Here is a 16597-nt window from a genome sequence, read left to right as displayed (position 1 = left end):
AGTTTCTTACTTCCGGTTCAAGGCCTGGATCTGAAGGCGCAATGAATTAAGGCGGATAAAGCCGGTGGCATCCCCCTGGTTATACACCTCGTCTTCTTCAAAGGTGGCATAGGACTCTGAATACAATGAATTATCTGATTTACGACCAACCGGTATACAGTTGCCTTTATATAATTTCAAACGCACAGTGCCGTTCACGGTTGTCTGCGCATCATCCATTGTTTTCTGCAGCAACTCCATTTCCGGCGAGAACCAGAAACCGTTGTAGATAAGGGTCGAGTAACGGGGAACAAGGGAATCCCGGATACTTAAAACTTCTCTATCCATGGTAATGGATTCCAGATCCCGATGCCCTACACGCAGGATGCTACCGCCTGGTGTCTCGTAGACTCCTCGCGATTTCATACCTACAAAACGATTTTCCACCAGGTCAAGACGGCCGATACCGTTTTCTCCGCCCAGGGTATTGAGTCGCTTCATCAGTGCTACCGGGCTCAACCGTTCACCGTCTATGGCTACCGGCGTTCCCTGCTCAAAGTCCATTTCTATATAGGTGGGCTTGTCAGGTGCGTTTTCCGGAGAAACCGACAATTTAAACATGTCTTCGTCCGGCTCGTTCCACGGGTCTTCAAGGATTCCCCCTTCAAAACTAATGTGGAGCAGATTCTCATCGGAACTATAGGGATTCTTTTTGGTTACTGGAATCGGAATATCGTGTTCCTGGGCAAAAGCCACCAGTTTCTTGCGGGAATTCAAATCCCAGGTTCGCCATGGAGCAATGATGTTTATTCCTGGATTAAGCGCAAGGTAACTCAGTTCAAACCTGACCTGGTCATTACCTTTCCCTGTAGCACCATGGCTTACGGCATCTGCACCCTCTTCTTGAGCGATGCGGATCTGTTCTTTGCTGATAAGCGGACGTGCCAGTGAGGTACCCAGCAGGTAAGAACCTTCGTAAATAGCGTTAGCCCTGAATGCAGGAAAAATAAAATCGCGGACAAACTCTTCCTGAAGGTCGGAAATAATGACTTTTTCCGCACCCGTTGCCATACCTTTGCGGCGCACGGCATCCCAATCTTCCTGCTGTCCTATATCTGCAGAATAGGCAATAACCGGGCAACCATACTCTTCACTCAACCACTTTAAAATAACCGATGTATCCAGCCCGCCGGAATAGGCAAGCACTATTTTTTCTACGCTCATAGCTTAATATTTACCTTTTACTCGTGCTCTTATCGTATTCACAGACTTCACACAACCTCCTCTCAATCAATAAACTGATCCAGAAGTGCCTTGTGAATATGCATTTTATTTTCAGCTTGATCAAAAGCCACACTCTGCGGCCCCTCAAGTACGTCTTCAGTAATTTCTTCACCACGGTGGGCAGGAAGGCAATGGAGCACCACTGCGTCGTCTTTTGCTTTTGCCAGGAGTTCCCGGTTCAGCTGATAGGGTTGAAAAAGTTCCAACCTCTCTTCCTGTTCGTCTTCCTGACCCATGGATGCCCACACATCCACGTTAACAACGTCGGCATCCTTGATTGCTTCACCCGGGTCGCGCAACAGTGTTATCGATTGCGTTGCTCGTTCTTTTGATCGAGCCAAAACCTTTTCATCAGGATCAAAACCTTGCGGACAGGCAAGGGTCAGTGAAAAGCCAAAAATGGCGGCAGCCTCAATCCATGAATTGGCCATGTTATTGCCGTCACCAATCCAGACAATCTTCAGATTTTCCAGTGCCCCTTTCTTTTCAATGACGGTCATCACATCACTGAGTATCTGGCAAGGGTGATACAGGTCGGTCAGGGCATTAATAACCGGCACATCGCTATACCTGGCCAGCTCTTCCACTATCTCTTGGCCAAAGGTCCTCACAACAATGCCATCAACATATCGTGCCAGAACCCTGGCGGTATCTTTTAAAGGTTCGCCCCTGCCGAGCTGCGAATCTTTACTGGACATGAAGATAACGTTACCGCCCAGCCCGTACATTGCAGCTTCAAAAGAAACCCGGGTTCGAGTTGAAGGTTTGTCAAAAAGCAGGCAGATGGTCCTTCCTGCAAGCTGCTCATGGCGGACGCCTTGCTTACGTTCGCTCTTGAGCTCAATAGCTCTGTCTACAAAAGATTGCAACTGCTGCCGGTCAAACTGCTCCAACGCCAATACATGTTTGCTCATTTTCCGCCCCCTTCGCTCCGGGTCTGCTGCGGCACCGGGGGCTATAAAGATCACGCTGCTCTATAACTCCATCCAGTCGCCAAGTAAAAACCTTAATTGATACAAAAAAACAGCAGTTTTGCAAAGGGATTTTCCAGATACACCACCCTCAAAGCGAGGAGACAGCTATTTTACAACCGATAAAGACAAGTACAACCCCCCCGATTACCTCTACCCGCGTACCCCAAACTCCTCCTATCCGAGCCCCCAGAAGCAACCCTATCACCGTAAAAACACAGGCAATGACACCGATGACAAGAGCCGGCACCCAGACGACCACATCAATCATTGCCAAAGTAATACCAACGGCCAGGGCATCGATACTGGTCGCAACCGAAAGAGCGACCATGGTCAGTCCCTTGCTCGGATCGGAGCTACGCCGTTCTTCCTCTTCTCCGCGCAGGGCCTCATAGATCATTCGACCACCAACGCCGGTGAGCAGTAAAAGAGCAATCCAATGGCTCCACCTGCTCACGAATCCATGGATCGTCAACCCGGCAAGCCACCCGATAACAGGCATCAGCCCCTGGAACAGGCCAAAATGAAAAGCAAGCCGAAAGCAGGGACGAAATGTTAAAGGCCGCAGGATCGATCCTGCAGCCAAGGCAACCGCAAAGGCATCCATGGCAAGGGCCACAGCCAAGGCTATAAGTGAAAGCCAGTCCATCGAGCGTACCTACTTTTTCAAATTCAATCGAGCCCGGCCAGAACAACCACTAGCTCTTCCATGACCTTGTCGATTTCCTCGTGCGTTACAACCAATGGCGGTACAAAGCGAAGCACCTTGTTGCCTGCAAAATTAATCACGACCCCACGTTCAAACATTCGCTGTACAATACCAGCACCATGCTCTATGCCGTTTTCACTTAAAACGAGTCCCAGCAACAAACCTTGACCTCGAACCCCTGTTGCCAGCTCTGGAAAGCGGCCTGCCACCTCTTCCAGCTTTTTGATGAAATACCGGCTCTTCTCCTGCACTGCCGGCAAAAAATCATCAGACAACATTTCCCGCATCACTGCTACCGCCGCAGCCGCTGCCACCGGATTCCCGCCAAAGGTTGACCCATGCGTTCCAGCTCCAAAGGCTTTTGCAATGTGACCAGTGGTGAGCATTGCCCCTATGGGCAGTCCATTACCCAGCGCTTTGGCCGACGTCATGATATCCGGGACCACTCCTGTCTGCTGGTAGGCAAAAAGTGTCCCGGTCCGCCCCATCCCGGTCTGGATCTCATCAAAAATGAGCAACAGATCGTGCGCATCGCACAGGGAGCGCAGTGCTTGCAGGTAGTTTTCATCGAGCGGGCGCACCCCGCCTTCTCCCTGAAGCGGTTCGCAAAAAATTGCACAGGTTTTATCCGTGATCAGCTGCTCGACCTTTTGTGGATCGCCAAACTCTGCGTGAACAAATCCAGCAGGAATGGGCTCAAACCCCTCATGGAACTTAGGTTGACCGGTTGCCGCCAGCGTAGCAAGCGTCCTTCCGTGAAAAGATCCGGAAAGGGTGATAATCTCATATCGCCCTTCACCGCTATATAGCCTGGCTAATTTAATGGCCGCTTCATTTGCCTCCGCACCAGAATTGGACATGAATACCCGGTCAGCAAAAGTATTGTCGGTCAACAATTCTGCCAATTCTATCTGAGACTGGGTATGAAACAGGTTTGAAACATGGACCAGCGTCTGCGCCTGTTCTGTAATCGCTTTCGTAACCACTGGATGGCAATGCCCCAGGGAGCAGACGGCTATTCCGGACAAAAAGTCTAGGTACTCGTTTCCATCCGCGTCCCACAGAAGGCAGCCTTTCCCTTTTGTCATCATGGCAGGGAAACGGCTGTAGGTTCCGATAAAAGCCTTGTTGCCCCTTTCTGCCCAACTTGCATTACTCATGACACGATCTCCGTTCCAATCCCCTCACGGGTGAAAATTTCCAACAATATTGCATGTTCCTGCCTGCCATCGATGATATGCGCTTTCCCTACCCCATTTTCAAGGGACGTTTGGCAACAATTTACCTTGGGAATCATACCGCCGCTGATGACTTCAGCATCAATCAACTCTTTTACATGGTCATGCTGAATGGTAGAGATCAATTTACCCTTGCCATCCTTCACACCTTCAACGTCAGTGAGCAGTACAAGTTTAACAGCATTCAACTCTGCAGCAATGGCGCCGGCTACAAGGTCGGCGTTAATATTAAACGCCTGCCCGTCATCACCAACGCCAACCGGAGCAATCACAGGTATAAAATCCTCTTGTTTCAGTGTTGCAAGAATCTTGGGATTAATCTTTGTTACCTCACCAACCCGCCCCAGATCGATCAATTCCGGTGGTCGATCTATTCCATCGGGCTTGGTATGCAAGGTTAGTTTTCGCGCCTGTACAAGGTCTCCATCCCGACCGGACAGCCCGACCGCTTTTCCTCCGCAATGATTGATAAGACCAACGATTTCTTTGTTGACTTTACCGACCAAAACCATCTCCACCACATCCATTGTTTCCCCGTCAGTGACCCGCATCCCCTGAATATAATTAGGAGTCACCTGCATTTTCTCAAGGAACCGGTTAATTTGTGGGCCACCACCATGGACAATAACCGGATTAATCCCAATATATTTCATCAGGATAACATCAAGTGCAAAGTTGCGTTTCAGCTCTTCATCCACCATGGCATGGCCGCCATATTTAATAACGACCGTTTTTCCATAAAACTCACGAATATATGGTAGAGACTCCACCAGCACTTTTGCTTTAACAATTCCTTCCTGCATTCTTTTCCTTTGCCCCAAAGAGAGTTACTTTGTATATGCACTAAATATTGTATTGTGCACTGTACTCACCGTTCCCGAGGGTGTAAATAGTTGTCTTATGTGACGGGATGAAAACGACCCTTTTGTAAACTCTTTACATTTCAAAAATAACCAAGTAAGATGCACACCTTGCAAAAAGTAATCCAAGACACCATAAATTTAACTTTGTGTATATTTTGAGGTTCACCAATGCAGCGCAACACGATGCTATCGAACAAGAAACTGATACTATCAGCTATTTTTGCCATCCTCTTCATGAGCTGTATAACTGCTATTGCCCAAGAAGATTCAGACGCACCAATTCATATAGAAGCTGATCGGATGATTTCCCAGGAAGACGCCAATTCAGTTGTATTTATCGGCAATGTCGATGCCAGGCAAGGAGATGTCACCATTCGTTCCGACGAAATGACGGTTTACTATACCCAGCAAAAAAATTCCTCCGGCAAGAAAAGCTCGAGTCAGGTACATCGGTTGATCTGTAAAAAAAATGTAGAAGTTGTCCAAGACGATTGGCTTGGAACAGGTAATCGTATGGACTATTTTGCCAAAGATCGAAAAGTTATCCTGACCGGCAACGCCAAAGCTTGGCAGGGGCAAAACATGGTCACGGGAAAAACCATTACCTATTATCTCGATGAAAAAAGATCCATTGTTGAACAGGACCAAAGCAGGCCCGGCAGGGTAAAAGCAGTGCTCCACCCTGACTCCGACAAGAAAAAATGACAGCATCCGCCCTTCTTGAAACAAGAAACATTGTCAAGGAATATCGGCAGCGTCGAGTTGTCGACCAAATTAATCTCCAGGTTAAGGATTCCTCAGTAGTCGGCTTACTTGGCCCTAATGGTGCTGGTAAAACAACAACCTTCTACTCTATCGTCGGCTTTGTCAGACCCACCAGCGGATCCATCCACCTTGACGGAGAGAACATTACCTCCTTGCCGATACACAAACGCGCGAGACGAGGGATCACCTATCTCCCCCAAGAGCCGTCAGTCTTTAAGAAGTTGACGGTCGAGGAAAATGTTCGGATAGTACTGGAGCCACTTGGCCTGCCCAAGAACGAAATCAACAACCTCATCAGCGAACTCTTGGCAGACCTGAAGATCGAACACCTTGCCGAAAACAAGGGGCACGCACTGTCCGGCGGAGAACGGCGCCGGGTTGAGATCATGAGAGCACTTGCAACACGCCCACGCTTCATTCTGCTCGATGAGCCGTTTGCCGGTGTCGACCCTCTCTCAGTAGCTGATTTACAACAAATCATTCGGGATTTAAAAAAGAAAGGATTAGGCGTACTCATCTCCGATCACAATGTGCGAGAGACACTTCAGGTTTGCGATTTTGCCTATATCATGAACAGCGGTAAAATATTAACCAGCGGGGTGGCCACTGATATTATCGAAAGTGTTGTCGCCCGTAAAATGTACTTGGGCGACAATTTCCATATGTAGGGACGTATTTTACATTTCTCAATAAAACTTATTACTCAACCGGGCGTTTCTATCGTCCTATCGGCAAACACATGGTACTGGAACTTCGACAAAGCCTTAAGTTAGCACAAAAGCTGGTAATGACTCCTCAGCTGCGCCAGGCCATCAAACTGTTGCAGCTTGGTCGCCTGGAGCTCACAGAAGCCTTACAGGCTGAAATTGAGCAGAACCCCATGCTCGAAGAGGCTCCCCCACTGGAGCAGAAAGAAAACAACCCGGAATCGCTTTCAGCTGCGGAAGTAGTCGATACCAGTGAGCCCCTTGTCACTAGCCAGGTCAAGGGTGATGGTACCGAGAATGTTCCGGACACCAACTGGGAAGACTATGCCAACAACTTTGATGCAGACTTTTCTTTTGCTCGGGAAACGCCCCCCGCTGACGCTCCTTCCCAGTTTGATTTTATCTCCAGCGCCCCCGGCCTTGAACAATTTCTGCAATGGCAATTGACCCACCTCAAGCTCAACGAGCAGGATACCCACATAACCAATTTTATCTTGGGCAACCTTGATGGTCATGGTTTCCTTGATGCAGATATCAATGACATCGTTGCATATTGCGAATGCACCGAGGAAGAGGCTGAAGGTGCTCTGCGCATTGTACAGAGCCTTGACCCGGCCGGAGTGGCTGCTCGCGATATCAGAGAAGCGCTCCTGCTCCAGCTTGATCGCCTTGGCTACTATGACACACTCCCCTACCAGATAGTCGACCAGCACATGAGTCTGCTGGAAACAAAAAATTACATGCTGCTCGCCCGTCAAACCGGGGCCACCATTCGCAAGGTTACAGATGCAGTTGCTATCATCCAGGAACTCACGCCCTATCCCGGCAACGAATACAGCAACGAACAGACCAATTACATCACCCCGGATGTCTATATTTATAAAATCGATGACGAGTTTGTTATCCAGCTTAACGACGATGGCCTGCCACGACTGCAGGTCTCCAAAGAATATATTCACCTGCTCAAACAAAGAAAACAGCTGCCGGCAGAGTCTCGAGGGTATCTGCGGGAAAACAAGCGTAACGCTGAATGGTTCATACGCTCCATCGAGCAGCGTCAGCGCACCATCTACAAAGTGATGGAAAGTCTGCTTAAATTCCAACGGGATTTTTTCGAACATGGGGCAAGTGCAATGAAGCCCCTGATTCTCAGGGACGTAGCCGAGGACATAGGCATGCACGAATCCACTGTCAGTCGAGTGACATCCAATAAATATGCACACACTCCCCAGGGAATTTATGAACTGAAATATTTTTTCAGCACTGCCGTTGCTACTACCGATGGCGATACGGTTGCTGCTGAAGCTATAAAGAACAGGATCAGGCAACTGGTGGCACAGGAGGACCCGGCCAAGCCACTCAGTGACAACAAAATCTCACAGATGCTTGCTGAAGAAAATATAAAGGTTGCACGCCGAACAGTTGCCAAATATCGTGACCAGATGAAAATCCTGCCGGTTAAACACCGTAGAAAAGCAAGAAAATAAACCCACAATCATGCTCCAGTTCAAACAACAGTGCATTCTTCTCGACATGCAGGCTACGAACAAGGAATCTGCGCTCAAAGAACTTGCACAGATGGCTGTAGAAAATTACCACAACCTGGACAGCGCACGACTCTACTCTACCCTGCTTGAGCGGGAGCAGATTGGCTCCACCGGTGTCGGCAACGGGGTGGCCATTCCCCATGGCAAAGTTGCAGGCCTCAAGGACATTATATTTTGTTTTGGCCGCAGCATGCAGGGCGTCAATTTTGAGGCCATTGACAATCGACCGGTCTATCTGTTTGCCCTCCTTCTCTCGCCGGCCGAAATCGCCTCTGAATACCTGCAGGCACTTGCTCATATCAGCAACGTGCTCAAACAGCATACGAATCGACTCAAGCTTCTGCAAGTTCACTCCCCCCAAGAAATCGTTTCCCTTTTTACCCCCCCTTCAAAAAAGCCGTAACTCTCTTCTTTTCCGGTCTCCACAGCCAACCCCTTTTGGGCGCGGGGCCATCGCCTGGATTATCCACTACCGGACAATCTATTCTCATCCTGCAGCCAAAAAAAGCCCTGCAGGAAAAAAAATCCGGCAGGGCAAAAAGAACGTATTTTTTTTACAGACTGTATTTTATGAGGTCCTGATCATCTCCGCTATCTGGAACGCCATTTCAAGCGATTGCTCAGCATTTAAACGCGGATCGCAGGTTGTCAGGTAGCGCTGGCTGAGCTGCGCATCAGAGAGTTTTCGTGCCCCACCAATACACTCAGTGACATCGTCACCGGTTAATTCAAAGTGAACCCCGCCCGGCACAGTGCCTTCTGACCAGTGCAGTTCGAAAAAGCAGCGCAATTCGCAGAGGATATTTTCAAAATCCCTGGTCTTATGCCCGCTTTCAGAATTAAAGGTGTTGGCATGCATAGGATCACAGCTCCAGAGGACCTCTTTGCCGGCCGACTTAATGGCTCGCAGCAAGGGGGGCAAGTGCTTTTCAATCTGTCGAGCCCCAAACCGGGTAATAAGCGTCATCCGTCCCGGTTCGTTCTCCGGGTTAAGCCGGTCTAGGATCCTTAGTATTTCGTCTATATTATGATTAGGGCCGACTTTCATGCCCAGCGGATTGTTGACACCGCGCAAAAACTCTATGTGGGCACCTTCAAGCTGTCTGGTTCTATCTCCTATCCAAAGCATATGCCCGGAACAGTCATACCAGCCGCCGTCAACAGAGTCTTCTCGAGTCAATGCCTCTTCGTAGCCCAGAAACAGCGCTTCATGAGAGGTAAAAAACTGTGCCTGCTTCATCTGTGGAATATCAGTTGCAATGCCTATGGTTTCCATGAATTTAAGCGCATGACTGATTTGCTTGGCCAGCCGCTCGTACGAACGCCCCATGGGAGACCTTTTGACAAACTCCTGGTTCCAGGCTTGCACGCGGTGCAGCGAACTGAAACCACCTCGGGTAAATGCCCGCAGCAGATTCAAGGTTGCAGCAGACATGTTGTACCCTTTCATCAACCTTTCAGGATCTGGAATCCTGGCTTCCAGGTTAGGCTCCGCTGAGTTAGCCATGTCGCCTCGATAACTGGGCATTTCAACCCCATCGACATTTTCAGTGTCGCTTGATCGAGGTTTAGCATACTGCCCGGCAATGCGCCCAACTTTGACAACCGGTTTATCCCCGGCATACGTAAGGATGACAGCCATTTGCAGTAATACTTTCAAGGTTTCCCTGATATTGGGCGCGGTGCAGCGGGAAAATTCCTCTGAGCAGTCGCCGCCTTGCAGCAAAAAGGCCTCACCGGCACCGGCTTTTCCCAACAGGGTCTTCAGGTCACGAATTTCACCAGCAAAAACAAGGGGCGGCAAGGTAGACAGAGCGCTGACAACGGCCTCATACTTTTCCTTATCCGGCCAGTTAGGTTGTTGTAATGCTTCGTATTGCTGCCAGCTTGACTTACTCCATTGCTTTAAATCACTCATTGTCTCTATTCCGTAGTTTTACACTTAAGTCCCACACAACAAATTTCCTCATCAAAAACATTAAGAATCCGTAGTGCCCTTTCCCGCTGTTCAACATCTAAATAGGGTTCAAAGCTGCAGTCTTCCATCATCTTTTCTGCCTGTTCACGACTGGGGATACAGCCCATGCCTGTCGCAAGCACTTTACCGGTTCCGGTATCAAGGAGCTCGGCATCTCTGCCGTTAGTGACCACAGCCAGTGGTATAGCATACTCGGGGTCAATAATCCGTGCTGCGGCAATCGCCGCTTTTTCCCTGGTCACCAATGAGCCTGCACCATACCGCAAAATAAACAATCGCTTCCCGTTGACGCTGGCGGTCAGCTCAATCTGTGTTTCCACCCGCTTGCCATTAAACTCCGATACAATCTGCAATCGTGGTTCCAGCTCCTGACGGGAAAACCCTAAATCCTCTACCAGCAGGCGCATTAAATCCTGACGAATGCGCTCGTCATCAGTATCTTGCAACTCCTCGCCGGTCAGGTAATCCTGAAGAACTCCATACACTAAATGGTGGCCTGATGTATCAATCATAATATGTACCGGAAATCATCTGATATGCCCTGAAAATCGTGACGGTTTCACTCCCGTTGTTGATTGCCATCTCCCACATGCTCTGTTACACTCTTTTCATTACTGAAACATCTAGTGAGTTACAGACGGCAAAGTACAAGTCAATCGTATCTTAGAGTTTTTGTCAATCATCAATTTGGCCACACTGACTGCAATAGCATGTATCAACGTTCTTTTTTACTCATTCTCTTTGTGGCTTTCCTGCCCGGATGTACGGATTTTCATACCCCACTCACCGAGCCGGCGGCACACCTGGTTCCGCCAACCTATCGATTCTACACAGAGAAACAAGATCACCTTGTACCCTGGTGGACACAATTTGACAACAAGGAACTTGACGAGCTTATAGAAGAAGGATTACAGCATAATTTTTCCTTACAGCAAACATGGGCAAGGCTTGCCCAGGCACGTGCAGTGGCTCGCAAAGCTGGAGCAGACAGTTTTCCTCACCTCAATGCCCTTGCCGGCGGTGCCCACAATCGTACCGGCCAAGAGGACGGTACCGAAACCAACACAGATGACTTTTCCTTAGGCGTCAGCGTAGGCTATGAAGTTGACCTATGGGGGAGAGTAAAATCAGCAAAAAACCAGGCACAGCTTGATGCTCAAGCTAAAAACGAGGATGTGTATGCAGCCGCGATGAGCCTGAGTGCTGAAATTGCCATAGCATGGCTTGATCTTATCAGTGCCCGTCAGCAGGGGGCACAGCTGCACAAGCAGCTTAATCTCAACAAACGCCTCTTGGAGCTGATTGAACTTCGCTTTGCCACATCCAAGGCGAGTGCGCTGGATGTCTACCAGCAGAACCAAACCATCACCGGCATTGAGGGGGCACTCATAACCATTGAAAGGACAAAACGAACAGCACTCCATAGGCTGGCCATCCTGATTGGCCGTCCGCCCACAGCTCCGCTTAATACGGCGCAACAACTCTTCCCATCGATCCCTGCCATCCCCCCTGGTGGTCTTCCTGCGGATCTGCTCGCCCAGCGACCAGATATTCGCTCCAAGGGACTGCAACTACAGGGAGCAACCTGGGCCATCGCTGCCGCAAAAGCGGACCGACTGCCTCAGCTCAGCCTGACCGGTGCATTAACATACAACTCCAGCATTATAGAATCTCTTCTGGACGCCTGGCTTTTCCGCCTGGCAGCAAGTTTTGCGACACCGCTTGTGGATGGCGGTGCCAGGTCGGCAGAGGTCCAGCGAACCCTGGCAGTAGCCGAAGAAAGACTTGCCGCCTATCGCGAGAGCGTAGTTTTGGCCCTCAAAGAGGTAGAAGACGCATTGGTGTTTGAGCAGCAATACCGAAAAAGCATCGCCAATATCGACCAACAAATCGAGCTCGCACAGATGGCTTATCGGGAAGCGACATGGCGATACCTCAACGGTCTCAGCGATTACCTTCCTGTGATCAGAGAACAAATCAATCTTATTACCGCTGAACAGGACCGAATAACCACAGAAAGAGATCTTGTTCAGACAAGGGTGACCCTGCACAAGGCGCTGGGTGGCACCTGGACAGATCAGCTGGTGCCAAACGAGACAATGTCCCTCTCGACAGCTCAGCAGTAACCAGCGGCTTTATTTATTACAATACAAATAGTTAACAACAAAAAGAAGGTTCATGAGTAAAGAGCAGAAGCCCATTCAAAATCCAGTTCACCCGGACACCCCCACGCCCAAACGTACAAGAGGACAACGCCTCTTGGCTCTTGGCCTGGTTGTCCTTATATCCGCCGGCGGCCTGGTAATGGCTCAACAAATTATCAAAAGTAAACCTAAAGCAGAGCGTAAGCCTCCTGCCAAAATGCAGACTGTAGTCAAGGCAATACCTGTTCAGCAAGCGACCTTTCCCCGCCGGATAGAGACATTGGGTACAGTCCTGAGCGCCAACACGCTGGCTCTCAAGCCTGCTATCGCAGGAACGGTTGAAGATGTACACCCGAATCTCGTCCCCGGAGGGATTCTGCAAAAAGGCGACACTGTTCTGCAATTGGACTCGCGTGATTATAAATTAACCTATCAGCGACGCCGCAATGATCTTGAAAAAGCTGTCATGGATTTACGTCTGGAACAAGGTAACCAGTCCGTTGCCCGCAGAGAATATGAACTGATTTCCGAATTTTCAGGAGTAAACTTAAAAGATGCGCCAATCGACCTCGCCCTTCGCAAACCGCAGTTGGCGCAAGCAAAGGCAGCAAAAGCTGCTGCAGAGACAGATGTAGCCATGGCCAAGCTCAACCTCGATCGTACCCAATTGCTTTGTCCTTTTAACGCTATCGTGCTTGATACCAATGTCGAAGTCGGGGCACAGGTCAGCAGCCAAACCACCATCGCCACTCTGGCTGGCACAGATGTTTTCTGGGTTCGGGCAACCCTGGCTCAACAGGAACTGGCAAACATACTGCTCCCAGACGATGAAAAATATGGTTCGCCTGTAAAAATCACTGCCATTAGCGACCAAGAGGCTGCTGCTTATTGGCAGGGAAAAATTATTCGCCTGCTTGGTGATGTAGACCCCAAAGGACTTATGGCCAGGGTGCTGATAGAAGTTGCCCAACCCACTGATCGATCAACCGGCAAAATCCCCCTCCTCCTGGGTTCTGTTGTGCGAACAACCATTACCGGCACTCCACTTAAAAATTGTTTTCAAATACCGCGAAGCGCTGTACGCCCTGACCAGAGCGTCCTCATCGCAACCAAGGAAAATACCCTTGAAATTCGACCGGTCTCCGTCATCTGGCAAAACCAGGAGCAAGCCTACATTGACCACGGCCTGCATGACGGAGATCTGGTTATTACCTCCACGGTGGCTGCCCCGATCCAAGGTATGCACATTTCGGTTAGTATTCCCAACACTCCTACTCCTCCCAAAGCTTCCCTGTGAAAGACACACTTTACTCCACCCATGCAGGCCCCATTCACTGGATGGCGACCAACCCTGTTGCAGCAAACATACTCATGCTGTTTTTTCTCATTGGCGGCATCTACTGGGGCACTCAGATTAAGCAGGAAGTCTTTCCTGAATTTGAACGTGATGAAGTTCACATAAGTGTTGCCTACCCCGGTGCAAGCCCTGAAGAAGTGGTAGACGGCATTATCCTGCCCGTTGAAGAGGCGATTTCTTCTCTGGAGGGCATTGAACAGGTTCAGAGCACTGCGGTCGAGGGGAGGGGAACGGTTACGGCTGAAGCATTGGCTGACACAGACCTACAGCAGTTGGCTGTTGATATCAAAAACGAAGTTGACCGGATCAACTCTTTTCCCGATGATGCAGAAGAACCAAAGGTAACTATTCCCTCGCGCCGCCGTTCGGTTATCACCCTGATTCTCTTTGGTGCGCTTTCCGATGCCGTACTCAAGGAATCTGCGGAAATGGTCAGGGATCAACTCCTGCTTGATCCACTCATTTCCCAGCTGGAACTGCAGGGAAACCGTCCGCTGGAAATAGCAGTGAATGTGAGCCAGGAAACACTCCGTGCCTATGGGTTAACCATGCAGAGCCTGGCCGAAAAAATCAAAAACGGCTCGATTGACCTTCCCGGAGGCACCATAAAAACAACGAGTGGCGATGTACAGTTACGGATGAAGGAACGTCGCAATGTTGGCCGTGAATTCGCCTCCATTCCGGTTCTGATGACCGATGAAGGCTCACAGCTCCGACTGGGTGATATTGCCGACATCAAAGACGGGTTTGAAGAAACAGACCAGGCGATGCACTACAATGGTTTGCCCGCCATTGGTATAGAGGTCTTTCGAGTAGGGGACCAGGGCCCCATAGAGATAGCCGACGCAGTCAAAAAACGGGTAAAAACATTGCAGGGTACGTTGCCGGACGGGCTCAGCGTTGATACGGTCAATGACCGCTCCCTTATCTATCAACAACGACTGGATCTGTTGCTCAAAAACGGCTACCTCGGCCTGGCGTTGGTGTTCCTCCTGCTCGGCCTCTTCCTTGAGCCCCGGTTAGCTTTCTGGGTCACCATGGGCATCCCGGTTTCCTTTCTCGGCTCACTGCTCTTTCTTCCTTTTTTTGATGTTTCGGTGAATATGGTTTCGTTGTTCGCCTTTATCGTTTCTCTTGGGATTGTGGTGGACGACACCATTATCATAGGGGAAAATGTCTACCGTCTTCGCCAGCTGGGATATGATACGCTTGAGGCAGCTCTTATAGGTGCCCGGGAAATGGCAGCACCTGTAACATTTGCCGTCCTGACAAATATTGTGACCTTTATGCCGCTTTATTTTATTCCCGGTGTAATGGGCAAAATTTTTCGTGCCATTCCGGTGGTCGTGGGGATGGTTTTTTTCATCTCTCTTATTGAAGCTTTATTTGTTTTGCCGGCCCACCTGGGTCATCAGCGCCCTCTTCAAGGACGCATTGGAGTATTGCTGGAGAGGATGCAGGCACGCATTAGCAATGGGATAACCAAAATCATAAAAAAAAGCTTCACCCCTCTCATTATTATAGCACTACGCTATCGCTACATCAGCACCGCCATAGCCATGATCATACTGCTTTTGACCGGTGCTTATATCAAAAGTGGGCATATGGGCATGACCATGTTTCCCAAGGTAGAATCCGACAGGGCCTATGTCTCGTTTGAATTGCCCGTCGGGGCATCCGCTAAAAAAGTGGAGGCCACACTTACCACTCTTCTTCATTCTGCAAAAAAAATAGCTGACGACTACGGGGGAAGTGAGCTGGTACAGGGCACCCAATCGATGATCAATGACAACACAGGATGGATACGAATCTACCTTACCCCCCCTGACATCCGCCCCCTTTCCACCCATGAATTCACCAATCTTTGGCGAAAAGATGTGGGAACATTGCCGGGCATAGAATCGATACGGTTTCGATCAAACTCCGGTGGCCCTGGTTCCGGCGCCGGCCTCACCCTTGAACTCCAACACCGAAATCCTGAGATATTGCATGGAGCCAGCCGCGAAATTGTCACCTTTTTGCAAACGTTTCCCATAGTCAGTGAAATCGAAGATGGGTTTGAACTGGGAAAGCAACAGTATGATTTCCAACTCAATTCCCTGGGATATCGACTGGGATTGAGCCCAAATTCGGTTGCTCGCCAGATACGAGCCTCCTTTTACGGTCACGAAATCAACCGTCAGCTCCGAGGACGGGATGAAATAAAAATAATGCTCCGCTACCCACTCCATGAACGGGAAACACTGCTGACCCTGGAAAGGATGATGCTCCGCACACCTGATGGAGGCGAAGTACCTCTACCAAGTGTCGTTCGCATAACACCAGGCCGGGCCTTTACTTCTATCCAGCACCGGGATGGGCGTAGAACGATACAAGTGACAGCTGATATTACTCCAGCTAAAAAAAGCGACCAGGTCATTGACGCACTCAAAACCGAATTACTGCCTGAGCTGTCCACCCGCTATGGAGGGCTTAACTTTTCCTTTGAAGGGAAACAGGCAGATAGAAAAAAATCCATGGCAGCATTGGCCCAGGGGATGCTGGTAGCGCTGTTACTTGTCTATGTTCTGCTTACCATCATTTTCAAAAGTTACAGCCAACCGGCTATTATCATGGCAGCAATCCCTTTTGGTATAGTAGGAGCGGTCATGGGGCACTTGCTGATGGGATTCTCTCTTAGCCTGGTTTCGTTTTTCGGCATCGTCGCTTTGTCCGGCGTAGTGGTCAATGACTCACTGGTTCTGATTGACCTTACAAATCGTAATCGCAAGCAAGGGCACACAGCTTATGCAGCAGTCATTAATGCCGCTGTATCGAGATTCAGACCCATTCTTCTCACTACGCTCACTACCTTTTTCGGTCTCCTGCCAATGATATTTGAGACCTCCCGGCAAGCGCGTTTTCTTATCCCCATGGCCATTTCACTAGGGTTTGGTATTCTTTTCGCCACTGCCATTACCCTGGTCTTAATCCCGTCCCTGTACCTGATCCTTGAGGACATCCGGAACCTTTTGGGCCTCGGTGCTTCGCGCGCTACCCTACCCCATAATTGATT

Annotated in this window: 14 protein-coding genes; 7 read left to right on the top strand and 7 right to left on the bottom strand. The window is 49.6% G+C overall.

Annotation, left to right across the window (positions count from 1 at the left end; translation table 11 throughout):
* Nucleotides 1–6: 6 nt before the first annotated feature.
* The 5 genes from ACHZCY_RS12535 to argB all read right to left on the bottom strand — a co-directional run bounded on the left by ACHZCY_RS12535 (nt 7) and on the right by argB (nt 4984).
* Nucleotides 7–1203, bottom strand: a complete 1197-nt coding sequence (locus ACHZCY_RS12535; RefSeq protein WP_205224113.1) for an argininosuccinate synthase — start codon at nt 1201–1203, stop codon at nt 7–9.
* Nucleotides 1204–1265: 62 nt separating this feature from the next.
* Nucleotides 1266–2177 carry an ornithine carbamoyltransferase gene (argF, locus tag ACHZCY_RS12530; protein ID WP_319549123.1) on the bottom strand — a complete coding sequence of 304 codons (912 nt, stop codon included), beginning with the start codon at nt 2175–2177 and terminating at the stop codon, nt 1266–1268.
* Between the two features lie 148 nt (nt 2178–2325).
* Nucleotides 2326–2883, bottom strand: coding sequence for a manganese efflux pump MntP (locus ACHZCY_RS12525; protein WP_319549122.1), 558 nt, complete (start codon nt 2881–2883; stop codon nt 2326–2328).
* 23 nt (nt 2884–2906) lie between these two features.
* On the bottom strand, nt 2907–4103 hold the full coding sequence (locus tag ACHZCY_RS12520; protein ID WP_319549121.1) for an acetylornithine transaminase: 1197 nt from the start codon (nt 4101–4103) through the stop codon (nt 2907–2909).
* Nucleotides 4100–4984: an acetylglutamate kinase gene (gene argB, locus ACHZCY_RS12515; RefSeq protein ID WP_205224109.1), complete on the bottom strand. Its 885-nt coding sequence runs from the start codon at nt 4982–4984 to the stop codon at nt 4100–4102. The genes ACHZCY_RS12520 and argB overlap by 4 nt, the downstream gene beginning before the upstream one ends.
* Nucleotides 4985–5212: 228 nt before the next feature.
* On the opposite strand from argB, the gene lptA reads away from it, so the two are divergent.
* The 4 genes from lptA to ACHZCY_RS12495 all read left to right on the top strand — a co-directional run bounded on the left by lptA (nt 5213) and on the right by ACHZCY_RS12495 (nt 8466).
* On the top strand, nt 5213–5749 hold the full coding sequence (lptA, locus tag ACHZCY_RS12510; RefSeq protein WP_319549120.1) for a lipopolysaccharide transport periplasmic protein LptA: 537 nt from the start codon (nt 5213–5215) through the stop codon (nt 5747–5749).
* On the top strand, nt 5746–6477 hold the full coding sequence (gene lptB, locus ACHZCY_RS12505; protein ID WP_205224108.1) for an LPS export ABC transporter ATP-binding protein: 732 nt from the start codon (nt 5746–5748) through the stop codon (nt 6475–6477). The genes lptA and lptB overlap by 4 nt, the downstream gene beginning before the upstream one ends.
* A 71-nt stretch (nt 6478–6548) precedes the next feature.
* On the top strand, nt 6549–8003 hold the full coding sequence (gene rpoN, locus ACHZCY_RS12500; RefSeq protein ID WP_319549119.1) for an RNA polymerase factor sigma-54: 1455 nt from the start codon (nt 6549–6551) through the stop codon (nt 8001–8003).
* 10 nt (nt 8004–8013) lie between these two features.
* Nucleotides 8014–8466 (top strand): PTS sugar transporter subunit IIA, encoded by a 453-nt coding sequence (locus ACHZCY_RS12495; protein WP_319549118.1) that lies wholly within the window; start codon nt 8014–8016, stop codon nt 8464–8466.
* A gap of 165 nt (nt 8467–8631) precedes the next feature.
* Here the strand turns inward: ACHZCY_RS12495 and ACHZCY_RS12490 are convergent, their stop codons facing one another.
* Together ACHZCY_RS12490 and ACHZCY_RS12485 are read right to left on the bottom strand one after the other, a co-directional pair.
* On the bottom strand, nt 8632–9981 hold the full coding sequence (locus ACHZCY_RS12490; RefSeq protein WP_319549117.1) for a class II 3-deoxy-7-phosphoheptulonate synthase: 1350 nt from the start codon (nt 9979–9981) through the stop codon (nt 8632–8634).
* Between the two features lie 5 nt (nt 9982–9986).
* Nucleotides 9987–10553 (bottom strand): type I restriction enzyme HsdR N-terminal domain-containing protein, encoded by a 567-nt coding sequence (locus ACHZCY_RS12485; protein WP_319549116.1) that lies wholly within the window; start codon nt 10551–10553, stop codon nt 9987–9989.
* A gap of 198 nt (nt 10554–10751) precedes the next feature.
* Here ACHZCY_RS12485 and ACHZCY_RS12480 point away from each other — a divergent pair, with 198 nt between their 5' ends.
* The 3 genes from ACHZCY_RS12480 to ACHZCY_RS12470 are packed head-to-tail and all read left to right on the top strand — an operon-like array spanning nt 10752 to nt 16595.
* Nucleotides 10752–12167 carry an efflux transporter outer membrane subunit gene (locus tag ACHZCY_RS12480; RefSeq protein ID WP_319549115.1) on the top strand — a complete coding sequence of 472 codons (1416 nt, stop codon included), beginning with the start codon at nt 10752–10754 and terminating at the stop codon, nt 12165–12167.
* A gap of 52 nt (nt 12168–12219) precedes the next feature.
* Nucleotides 12220–13482 (top strand): efflux RND transporter periplasmic adaptor subunit, encoded by a 1263-nt coding sequence (locus ACHZCY_RS12475; protein ID WP_319549114.1) that lies wholly within the window; start codon nt 12220–12222, stop codon nt 13480–13482.
* Entirely contained in the window at nt 13479–16595 is a 3117-nt protein-coding gene (locus tag ACHZCY_RS12470) for an efflux RND transporter permease subunit (protein ID WP_319549113.1), read from the top strand. Before ACHZCY_RS12475 ends, ACHZCY_RS12470 begins: the two co-directional genes overlap by 4 nt.
* The last annotated feature ends 2 nt before the right edge of the window (nt 16596–16597 follow it).

Origin of the sequence: Desulfogranum marinum, assembly GCF_963675105.2 — a bacterium.
GTDB lineage: Bacteria > Desulfobacterota > Desulfobulbia > Desulfobulbales > Desulfobulbaceae > Desulfogranum > Desulfogranum marinum.
The sequence above is the reverse complement of the archived record's forward strand: the minus strand, read 5'-3'. Positions and strand labels throughout refer to the sequence as shown.

Bases quoted from the DNA above. Each gene is read 5' to 3' on its own strand.
- ACHZCY_RS12535 (WP_205224113.1), bottom strand. From the start codon at position 1,203: ATGAGCGTAGAAAAAATAGTGCTTGCCTATTCCGGCGGGCTGGATACA.
- argF (WP_319549123.1), bottom strand. From the start codon at position 2,177: ATGAGCAAACATGTATTGGCGTTGGAGCAGTTTGACCGGCAGCAGTTG.
- ACHZCY_RS12525 (WP_319549122.1), bottom strand. From the start codon at position 2,883: ATGGACTGGCTTTCACTTATAGCCTTGGCTGTGGCCCTTGCCATGGAT.
- ACHZCY_RS12520 (WP_319549121.1), bottom strand. From the start codon at position 4,103: ATGAGTAATGCAAGTTGGGCAGAAAGGGGCAACAAGGCTTTTATCGGA.
- argB (WP_205224109.1), bottom strand. From the start codon at position 4,984: ATGCAGGAAGGAATTGTTAAAGCAAAAGTGCTGGTGGAGTCTCTACCA.
- lptA (WP_319549120.1), top strand. From the start codon at position 5,213: ATGCAGCGCAACACGATGCTATCGAACAAGAAACTGATACTATCAGCT.
- lptB (WP_205224108.1), top strand. From the start codon at position 5,746: ATGACAGCATCCGCCCTTCTTGAAACAAGAAACATTGTCAAGGAATAT.
- rpoN (WP_319549119.1), top strand. From the start codon at position 6,549: ATGGTACTGGAACTTCGACAAAGCCTTAAGTTAGCACAAAAGCTGGTA.
- ACHZCY_RS12495 (WP_319549118.1), top strand. From the start codon at position 8,014: ATGCTCCAGTTCAAACAACAGTGCATTCTTCTCGACATGCAGGCTACG.
- ACHZCY_RS12490 (WP_319549117.1), bottom strand. From the start codon at position 9,981: ATGAGTGATTTAAAGCAATGGAGTAAGTCAAGCTGGCAGCAATACGAA.
- ACHZCY_RS12485 (WP_319549116.1), bottom strand. From the start codon at position 10,553: ATGATTGATACATCAGGCCACCATTTAGTGTATGGAGTTCTTCAGGAT.
- ACHZCY_RS12480 (WP_319549115.1), top strand. From the start codon at position 10,752: ATGTATCAACGTTCTTTTTTACTCATTCTCTTTGTGGCTTTCCTGCCC.
- ACHZCY_RS12475 (WP_319549114.1), top strand. From the start codon at position 12,220: ATGAGTAAAGAGCAGAAGCCCATTCAAAATCCAGTTCACCCGGACACC.